General features: G+C 73.3%; 8 protein-coding genes. 4 read left to right on the top strand and 4 right to left on the bottom strand.

Translation table 11 applies throughout. The features are described from left to right. The 3 genes from I4I78_RS25745 to I4I78_RS25735 form a co-directional block, all read left to right on the top strand. Positions 1 to 1288, top strand: a 1288-nt coding sequence (locus tag I4I78_RS25745; RefSeq protein ID WP_218614077.1) for a helix-turn-helix transcriptional regulator, incomplete at its 5' end; no start/stop codon positions are given. A 186-nt stretch (positions 1289 to 1474) separates the two neighbouring features. Next, the gene (locus I4I78_RS25740) at positions 1475 to 2065 is read left to right on the top strand and encodes a DUF2975 domain-containing protein (RefSeq protein WP_218614076.1); all 591 of its coding nucleotides are present in this window, start codon (positions 1475 to 1477) and stop codon (positions 2063 to 2065) included. Positions 2066 to 2109: 44 nt separating this feature from the next. Then, positions 2110 to 2376, top strand: a complete 267-nt coding sequence (locus I4I78_RS25735; protein WP_218614075.1) for a helix-turn-helix transcriptional regulator — start codon at positions 2110 to 2112, stop codon at positions 2374 to 2376. On the opposite strand, the gene I4I78_RS25730 is transcribed toward I4I78_RS25735, so the two are convergent. From I4I78_RS25730 to I4I78_RS25715, 4 genes are all read right to left on the bottom strand, one after another. Next, on the bottom strand, positions 2367 to 3866 hold the full coding sequence (locus tag I4I78_RS25730) for a dynamin family protein (RefSeq protein WP_226380439.1): 1500 nt from the start codon (positions 3864 to 3866) through the stop codon (positions 2367 to 2369). The two genes, I4I78_RS25735 and I4I78_RS25730, sit on opposite strands and share 10 nt — an antisense overlap. Then, the gene (locus I4I78_RS25725; protein WP_218614074.1) at positions 3863 to 5662 is read right to left on the bottom strand and encodes a dynamin family protein; all 1800 of its coding nucleotides are present in this window, start codon (positions 5660 to 5662) and stop codon (positions 3863 to 3865) included. The genes I4I78_RS25730 and I4I78_RS25725 overlap by 4 nt, the downstream gene beginning before the upstream one ends. 172 nt (positions 5663 to 5834) lie before the next feature. Then, positions 5835 to 6656 (bottom strand): IniB N-terminal domain-containing protein, encoded by an 822-nt coding sequence (locus tag I4I78_RS25720; RefSeq protein ID WP_218614073.1) that lies wholly within the window; start codon positions 6654 to 6656, stop codon positions 5835 to 5837. Between the two features lie 42 nt (positions 6657 to 6698). Beyond that, positions 6699 to 7553 (bottom strand): hypothetical protein, encoded by an 855-nt coding sequence (locus tag I4I78_RS25715; protein WP_218614072.1) that lies wholly within the window; start codon positions 7551 to 7553, stop codon positions 6699 to 6701. 253 nt (positions 7554 to 7806) lie between these two features. Here I4I78_RS25715 and I4I78_RS25710 point away from each other — a divergent pair. Continuing rightward, on the top strand, positions 7807 to 9382 hold a 1576-nt coding region (locus I4I78_RS25710), incomplete at its 3' end, for an Hsp70 family protein (protein ID WP_218614071.1).

Here is a 9382-nt window from a genome sequence, read left to right as displayed (position 1 = left end):
CGGAGGCTCGCCGCTGGGGCGCCCGCCGACCCTGCTGGCCGGGGCCGAGGACCTGATGGCCCGCGGGGTGCTGGACTCGGTGCAGGGTTCGCCGACCGCGGCGCTGTCGCAGCTGGCGCGCGCGGCCGGGCTGCTGGAGTCCGCGCACCGGGCCGCGCTGCTGCCGGACACCCCGGCGGCGCTGGCCGCCCTGGTCGCGGTGCACACCGGGGAGTTCGACGTGGCCGGCTCGGTGCTCGAGCGGGCGCTGGCGGTCCGGCTCGGCGGCCGGCGCGCGCAGGCCCGGCACCGGCTGCTGCTCGGCTGGATCGCGCTGCTGCGCGGGGCGACCGGCACCGCCGCCTCCCGGCTGGCCGCGGTGGACGCCGAAGCCGCCGGCTCGTCCGCCGACGGTGCACCCGGGGCCGGCGGGCTGGAGGCGCGCGACGAGTTCCTGGCCGCGTCCCTGCAGGTCGCTCTCGCCCGGCGCTCCGGCGACCTCGGCTCGCTGATGCGGGCCTGGACCCGGGCCCGGGAGGCGATCGTCCGGCACCCGGTGGACCTGTTCGTGCTGCAGCCCCTCGGCGAGCTGGTCACGGCCGCGACCCGGCTGCGCGAGGAGAGCTGGGTGCGCCCGCACCTGGACGAGGCGATCGCGCTGCTGGAGCGCCTCGGCCGCCCCGCCCTGTGGTCGGCGCCGCTGCACTGGGCGCAGTTGCAGGCCGCGGTGCTGGTCACCGACGCCGAGGCCGCGCACCGGCACACCGCAGCCCTGGCCGAGGCGGCGGGCGGCAGCCGGTTCGCCGCCGCGATGGCCGCCGCCGCCCCGCACTGGGTCGCGCTGCTCGACGGCGTGGTCGACCCGGAGCCGGTCGAGGCCGCCGCACGGGGCCTGCACGCGGTCGGCCTGTCCTGGGACGGCGGGAAGCTGGCCGGGCAGGCCGCGATCCGCACCGACGACCGTCGCGCGATGACCGCGCTGCTCTCCTGCGCCCGCGCGTTGCAGGCCGAGTCCGGACGTCCCGGCGAGGAGCACCCTGCTCCCGGGCCCCCCGACACGTCGGCGGGCGAGCCCGGCGGGAGCCAGGTCCCCGAGACCGTGCAGGTGGAGCCGCCCGGCCTGCTCAGCGAGCGGGAACGCGAGGTGGCCGCACTCGTCGTGGCGGGCCGGACCTACAAGGAGATCGGCGAGTCGCTGTTCATCTCCGCGAAGACCGTCGAGCACCACGTCGCCCGCATGCGCCAGCGCCTCGGCGCCACCGGCCGGGCAGACCTCCACGACCGCCTGCGCAAGGTCCTGGCCGGGTAGACGGTCGCCTCGGTCCACCGGGGTGGCCTCGACACAGAATCGCTCACCAACCATCTCAGTTCGCGAGAGAGTTTCCGGAACTCACGTGCCGGCCGAGGCTCGGACCGTCGACAGCGGGGTTGCTCGACGTCCGGGCCCTGTCTTATCGTTCTTCGATATCGTCGATAAGCGATAAGGGGCGCGGAGATGGAACGCAGGCGCAACCGATACGTGCTCGAGTTCATGCGGGTGGTCGTCGAGATCTCGTGGTGGACGACGGTGGTGCTGACACCGGTCCAGTACCTGATCTCGTTCCTGAAGAGCGTCGGATCGTGGACGCACCGTGACGGGCTCGGCGCCGGATCCGTGTCGCTCCTGGTGCCGGGACCGCCCGAGGCGGGGGAAGCGGTGGGGAGTGTCTCGCTCTCGCAGCTCCCCTCCGGGCCGGGGGCGTGGTCCGTCCTGCTGTCGCTGGTCGCCGTGCTGTCCGTCCTGCCCGCGCTGTGGCAGCTTCGACGGGTGCTTCGAGCGATCGCGACTCGCCCGCTCGACCACCAGGTCGCCCGATGGGCGCGATACCTCGCCCCCCTGATCATGGGGTGGGCCGTCGTCGGGGTGGTGTTCCAGGCATGGGCCTCGTCGATCGCCGCGGCATCGGGAGTCGTTCCCGGGGCGCGGATGTACATCGACGGGGGAACGTTCTGGTGGGGTGTGCTCGCAGCGGCCGCGGCCGTCATCTACGCCGAGTCCCTGCGGGTGGCCGGGGAGCTGCGCGAGGAGCAGGAGTTCACGGTCTAGCGCACGCGGTTCATCGAAACGCAGGACGATAGGAGAGGAGCCATGTGCCGGTCGTGGTCACGTTGGACGCGGTACTTGCAGCACGCGGGATGACGCTCACCGAGCTGTCCTCGCGGGTCGGGCTCACCCTGGCGAACCTGTCGGTGCTCAAGACCGGCCGGGCCCGGGCGATCCGGTTCAGCACGCTGGAGGCGATCTGCCGGGAGCTGGACTGCCAGCCTGCGGACCTGCTGAGCTTCCGGCCGGACGGGGCCGCCGGTGCCGAGGAGCCCCCGGCCGCGCAGGTGCCCGGCGACGGGGCTCAGCGGTAGGGCGCGGAGGTGGCGAGGATGCCCTCGCAGCTGCGGACGACCACGCGGGCCGCGTCGGCGGAGCTGCGGCCGGTGAGCGGGCTCTCGGCGCGGCGCTTCCAGCGTGACAACGCCTCGCGGGCGGCGGCGTGCAGATCGCCCGGCTCGGTGCCCGGGGCCAGGCCGAGCCGGGCCGCGGGCGACCCGCCGTCGCCGCCGAGCAGGCGTTCGGCGTCCTCGGCGGCGTCCGGGGAGAACGTGACCGCCCCGCCGCGCAGTGCGGACAGTGTCCGCAGCTCGACGAACTCGTGCGCCCCGGCCAGGATCCGCTCCACCTCGGCGCGCAGCGGCGCCGCCGACGGCCGCGGTTCCCGGGTCAGCACCAGGTCGATAGCGAGCAGCGCGGAGCGGGACTTGAGCAGGTCGCGGCGCTCGGCGAACTGGTTGGCCAGCACGGTGCGCAGCTCGTCGAGCCCGGAACGGCGGATCAGCTCGGCGGTCAGCGCCGAGGAGTCGGTGACGCCCTGGCGGATCAGCGTGGTGCCCAGCCGGACCCCGAACAGGCCGAACCGCTCCAGCAGCGCGACCCGGGTGTCGCCGTCCGGGCGGTCCAGCTCGGTGCGCCCGAACCGGTCCGCCGAGAGCAGCATCGACTCGACGTCCGCGCGCGGCAGCGCGGCCAGCTCGCTCAGTGCCGTGAACTCGTCCTGGCGCATGGTGCGCGCGCTCTCGGCGAGCAGGCCGGCCACCGCGACGACGGTCTGGCACAGCCCGCGCAGCTTCTCGTCGCCGCGGTAGCGCCGGGCGATCCGGCGGGCCGAGGTGAGCGCGTCCAGGCGGCCGACGCCGATCTCGTCGGCGCGGGACAGGACCGCGATCGTGTTCACCGGCGTCGCCCGGGCCACCCCGCGGTCGTGGAAGGCCTCCAGGAACCGCACGTCGCCGGCGTGCAGGTGGCGCATCAGGTAGACGACGGCGTCGGCCGGCGACGGCGAGTCGTCCGGGGTCAGGAACGCCGATGCCCGGGCCGAGGTGTCCGCCGAGAGCGACCCGATCCCCGGGGTGTCGATCAGGTTCGTGGTGCGCAGGCTCTGCGACGGCCAGTCCACCAGCAGCCGGTCCACCTGCTCGACCGGCACACCCTGCAGGTCGAACGACAGCGCACCGCGGTGGCGCGTGATCGTCAACGGCCGCGGCGGCCCGTTCCGCGGGAACATCCGGACCTTCGGCGACGGCGCGTCCTGGTACCAGGTGACGACCCGGGTGCACTCGCCCGCGTCGGTCGGCGCGATCTGCTCCCCGACCAGTGCGTTGAGCAGCGTCGACTTGCCGGCCTTGACCTTGCCCGCGATCGCCACCCGCAGCGGCTCGCCGAACCGGTCGAGGTGGTGCTGCAGCCAGCCGGCCGCCTGCGGGCTGTCGGCGTAGGCCTCGATCGTGCGGCGCAGCAGCTGCCGTACCGACGCCGTCAGGTCCATCGGGTGCTGCGGGCTCCGGTCGGGCCCGCTCATGGTGACGCCACCGCGCCGGCCAGGGAACGGGCACGTTCGGCGAGGGACTCCACCCGCTCCAGCTCGGCGTTGAGGTCGGCGATCCGCTTCTGCCGGTCGGCGTCGGTGCGCAGGGCGCTCTGCGCGGCGACCACCGACTCCGCCAGCGCCGTCGAGAGCTCCTCGGCGAGCATCGTGAAGTGGTCGCGCAGCTCGCGCTGGATCTGGCGCAGGTTGTCGCGGGAGTCCTTCCCGACCTGGAACGTCGCCTCGTCGATGTGCTTGCGCACCGCGCCCTTGGCCTCGGCCTGGCGTCGCTGCACGAGTCGCTTGCGCTCGTCGCGCACGGTCTTCGCGCCGAACAGCAGGCCTGCGCCGATCGAGACCGGGTTGAGCAGCGCGAACCCGGCCACGGTGGAGGCCAGGCCGAGCATCAGCATGCCGCCGTAGCCGCCGCGCATGCCGACGAACAGCTTCTGCCCGGCCCCGAACTTCTCCCCGACCGGCATCTCGAGGGAGTCCACCTTCCCGGCCACCGCCCCGCCGGCGATGCGCAGCTCCGGCAGCTGGACGTCGATGGCCTCGGCGAAGTGCTCGGCGACCTGCTCGGCCAGCCAGCGGGACCGCTCGGTCGTCCACACGAAGTTCTGCGCGACGGCCTGGGAGACCTGGCGGTGGAACCACTCCGCGAACTGGTCCCAGATGTCGGCCGGGTCGGCGTCGTCGAGCAGCTGCTCGGCCTCCCGGGACACCGTGCGCAGCCGGTCGCGCAGGTCGTAGTCGATGTCGGCGATGAGGTCGGCGATGCCGTCGTTGAGCGTGGTCTGCCAGCGCGCCGAACGCTGCCGCAGCGCGTCGACGCGCGTCTTCGCCTCCTCCAGATCCCCGGCCAGGCGCTCGGCCCGCTCCGGGTCCTCCTGGCTGATCAGCTCGGCGCGCATGGTCGCGGACAGCGCGCGGCAGGTGATCAGTACGTCCTGGCCGACCGAGGTGCGGTCCAGGTCGTCGGCGCGGGCGACGACCTTGCGCAGCAGGAACCCGACGAGCTCCTGAAAGCCGGACTCGGTGATCAGGTCCATGTCCTGGGTGAGTGCCGCGTGCAGGCGCAGCGCCGAGGACACCGGGATGACCCGGGCGTCGATCCCGGCGTCGTGCAGGTGGCCCTCGTCGAGCTCGACGATCCGACGCCAGTGCGGGTAGAGGTCGGTCTTGGTGACCACGCAGCCGACGTTCGGGCACAGCTTCATCGCCGCGCGCAGGAACTCCAGCTCCGGGGCGGAGTACTCCTGCGAGGCGTCCGAGACGAGCACGACCGCGTCCGCGGTGGGCAGCGCCGACATCGTCGCGGCACCGTGCGCGGAGCCGAGCCCACCGACGCCGGGGGTGTCCACCAGGACCAGCCCGGAGGAGAGCAGCTTGCGCGGCAGCGTCACCTCGGCCCGGGTCAGCCGGGCCCTGTTGCCGGGGTTGCCGGCCTCGGAGACGTGCTCGGCGAGACGTTCCACCGGGACCGGGGTGCGCTCGTCGGACCCGCCGCCCTCGCGCACCAGCGTCACGGTGGTCTCGTCGCCGTGCCGCACGAGCGTCGGGACGGCGGTGGCGATGTCGTCGTCGACGGGGCAGACGGTCGCGTTGACCAGCGCGTTCACCAGCTGGCTCTTGCCCTGCTTGAACTCGCCGACGACCAGTACCCGGACGTTCGGGTCGGACAGGCGGGCCCGGGTCTGCTGCAGGCGGGTCGCGAGGTCGGGACGCTCGTAGGCGGTGGTCGCCTTCAGCGCGATGTCGACGAGCTCGACCGCCTCCGGTACCGCCACGCTGTCGACGCCCCCCGTCGTCCCGGGACCGGTCGATCCCGGTCTCCTCCCCCAGCCCTGATGCTTACACGAGGAAAACCGGCCCCGGCCCACCCGGGTGGGTGAACGGGACCGGTTCTCGGTGGGCGGCGGGCGTCCCGCGCCGGGCTTGCCCGCCGCCGCTGGTCTCGGGTCAGAGCACGTCGACGGTGAGCTCGTTGTGCGAGGCGACGTCGGTGTGGGTGGTGCTGTGGTCGTCGACGTCGGTCTCGACCGTGGAGCTCGAGTCGGTGTTGTAGGAGTCGTCGATGTCGGTGTCGACGTGCGACTCGTTGTGCGTGTCGTTGTAGGAGTCGTTGGTGCTGTTGTCGCCGGTCGCGTCGCCGTCGACGGAGAAGGCCCCGCCGTCGTCCACCTCGACGTCGGACACGGCGCTGCCGGATCCGAACGCCGTGGTGTTGTCGTCGCCGCTGATGACGGCGTTGTCGTCGCCGACCACGTTGTCGTCGCCGGTGGTGACCGTCGAGTCCTCGATGTCGCCGCCGGCCGCGACCGCGCCGTCGCCGGAGGCGGTGACGGAGTTGTTCTCGAAGTTCTGGTTGACGTCGCCGCCACTGGTGTCGATGTTCTGGTTGATCGAGTTGTCGACGATGGTGTCGCGGTCGTCGACGTTGTTCGTGACGTAGTTGTTGGTCACGTACTTGTCGAGGTACGCGATCCCGGCGTCGTGGCCGTGGTCGCCACCGCCGTGGTGCGCCTCGACCGGCGGGGGCGGCGGGACGGACGCGCCGGCGACGGACGCGTGGTGGCCGCCACCGGTGTTGTACTCACGGTCGAAGCTGACGTCGTCGTTGTCCTGGGCCAGGACGATCGCGTCGTGCACGTCCTCCGGGCTGACGTTGGTCAGGCCGCAGGCGCGCAGGGCGGCGTCCGGGTTGTCCTTGAACTCGGCCAGGGCCTTCGGGTCGCGCAGCAGGTCGAGGATGAACTGGATCAGGGACTTGTCGGCGGACATCTCGTGGTTCTCCTTCGGGGAAGCGGGGTGCGGCGGGCAGGCTCAGGCGAAGTGCAGGTCGGCCGAGTTGTGCGAGCCGATGTCGGTGTGGCTGGAGCTGTGGTCGTCGATCTCGGTGTCGACGTCGGTGCTCGAGTCCGTGTTGTAGGAGTCCTCGACCGAGGTCGACTCGTGCGACTCGTTGTGGACCTCGTTGAAGGAGCCGTTCGTCGAGCTGTCGCCGGAGGCGTCACCGTTCACCGAGAACGCGCCGCCGTCGTCGACCCGGACGTCGGAGACGGCGCTGCCGGAGCCGAACGCGGTGGTGTTGCCGTCGCCGCTCACGACCTTGTTGCCGTCGCCCACGACGTTGTCGTTGCCGGTGGTGATCGTCGAGTCCTCGATGTCGCGCCCGGCGGCCACCGCGCCGTCGCCGGAGGCGGTGACGGAGTTGTTCTCGAAGTTCTGGTCGAGGTCGCCGCCGCCGGTGTCGATGTTCTGGTTGATCGAGTTGTCGACGATGGTGTCGCGGTCGTCGACGTTGTTGGTGACGTGGTTGTCGGTGACGTGCTCGCGGACGACCGGGTCGTGCCCGCCGCCCTTGTGCCCGCCCCAGTCGCCGCCGTGGTCCGTGCCGCCGTCGTGGTGCCGGCCGCCGTCCCAGCCCCCGTCGCGGGCCCCGCCGTCGCGGCCGTCCCGGTCGAAACCGGTGTCGTAGTTCCGGTCGAAGCTCACGGTGTCGTTGTCCTGGAACAGCACCATCGCGTCATGCACGTCCTCGGGGCTCAGGTGGCCCAGGCCGTACTCGTTCAGCGCGCCCTGCGGGTCCTCACGGAAGTAGTCGCGGAGCTGGATGCTCTCCGAGTCGGTGCCGAGCAGCTGCTTGATGAACTCGATCAGGGTGGTGTGGATCGACATGTGGACCGTCTCCCGGTTCGGCGGTGGTGACCGGTTCGTGGCGACGACCGGTGTTGGGACCGAAAGGTAGGCAGCGGGGGCGCCGCGGCCATCGGGGATCCGGCCGGGTCCCGGATCGGCCCCCAGGGGGATTCGGGGGAATCGGTTAGGGGATCGGAAGGATCGGCTAACGACGGCCGGTGGATCCCCGATGGGCGTGTGACGGGTCCGGCGTCGCCGGGCCCTGCGACACGCACCGCGGAGGGACATCGCCATGCCGTACCTGCTCGGGATCGACCTGGGTACGACCTTCACGGCGGCGGCCGTCCTTCGCCTGCGCGGGGGTGAGGCCTCCGGCGAGCCGGAGATGGTCGCGCTCTCCGACAACGGGGTGCAGATGCCGTCGGTCCTGTTCGTGGCCGAGGACGGCGAGCTGCTCGTCGGTGACGCCGCGCAGCGCCGCGCGCTGGGCGAGCCGGACCGCGTGGCGCGGGAGTTCAAACGCCGGATCGGCGACCCGACACCGGTGTCGCTGGGCGGCCGCGCGTTCACCGCGCACGAGCTCGCGGCCCTGGTCGTGCGGCACGTCGTCGACGTCGCCGCGCGCCGCGAGGGCGAGGCTCCGGAGCGGATCGCGCTCACCCACCCCGCGGCGTGGGGCGCGCACAAGAAGGAGCTGGTCGGCGCCGCCCTGGCCGGCCACGGGCTGACCGTCACGTTCCTGGCCGAGCCGCAGGCAGCGGCGCTGCGCTACACCCGCGCCGAGCGCGTCCCGACCGGTTCCACGATCGCCGTCTACGACCTCGGCGGCGGCACGTTCGACGCCGCCGTCGTCCGCAAGGACACCGAGCGCGAGGTCGGTGGCGGGTTCACCCTGCTCGGCCGGCCCGAGGGCGTCGAGTACCTGGGCGGGGTCGACTTCGACGAGGCCGTGTTCGACCACGTCCGGGCCGCCGTGCCGGCGGCGTTCGCCGACCTCGACGAGTCCGACCCGGACGTGTGGGCCGCCGTGGCGCGGGTGCGCCGCGACTGCTGCGAGGCCAAGGAGGCGCTGAGCTCGGACACCGAGGCCTCGGTCGGAGTCTGGTCGGGCACCGGGCGCACCTCGGTGCGGCTGCACCGCACCGAGTTCGAGGAGCTGATCCGGCCCGCCCTGGAGGACTCGGTGACCGCGCTGCGCCGCGCCGTGTCCTCGGCCGGGCTGGAGCCGTCCGGGTTGTCGGCGGTGCTGCTGGTCGGCGGGTCCTCGCGGATCCCGCTGGTCGCGCAGGTCGTGTCCGAGGAGCTGGACCGGCCGGTCGCGGTGGACGCCGACCCGAAGAACGCGATCGCGACCGGCGCCGCGCTGGCACTGGCCCCCCAGCCCGGCGCGTCCTGGCCGGGCGTCGACGTGCCGGTCTACGCGGACGGGCCGGACGTGGAACGGACCGGACCGATCGCCGTGGTCCCGGCATACGCCGCGCCGACCGCGGCCGTGCCCGTGACGCCGGTCGAGCCGCCCACCGAGCGGTTCGCGGCCTGGTCGCCGGGGTCCGGCGCTCCGATGCGGCCGGGCGTCGACACCTACGTCACCCGCGACCCGGGCCCGGCCGCGGCCGCGGCCGCGGGATCGTCGGACACCCGCGCGCGTCTGCTGATCGGGGCCGGTGGGCTGGTCGGTGCACTGGCCATCGTCGGAGCGGTGCTGTTCTGGCCGACCACGTCCGTCCCGGTGTCGAGCGGGGCGGGCGCGGCACAGTCCACGGCAGGTCCCACGACGTCCGCCACCCCGCCGCCGGAGACGCCCACGGCACCGACCGGCGACGTCGCCGCCACGTCGGCCGACCCGACCGCCCCGGCGGCGGGCATCT

Source organism: Pseudonocardia sp. KRD291 (assembly GCF_019263595.1).
Classification (GTDB): Bacteria; Actinomycetota; Actinomycetes; order Mycobacteriales; family Pseudonocardiaceae; genus Pseudonocardia.
The sequence above is the reverse complement of the archived record's forward strand: the minus strand, read 5'-3'. Positions and strand labels throughout refer to the sequence as shown.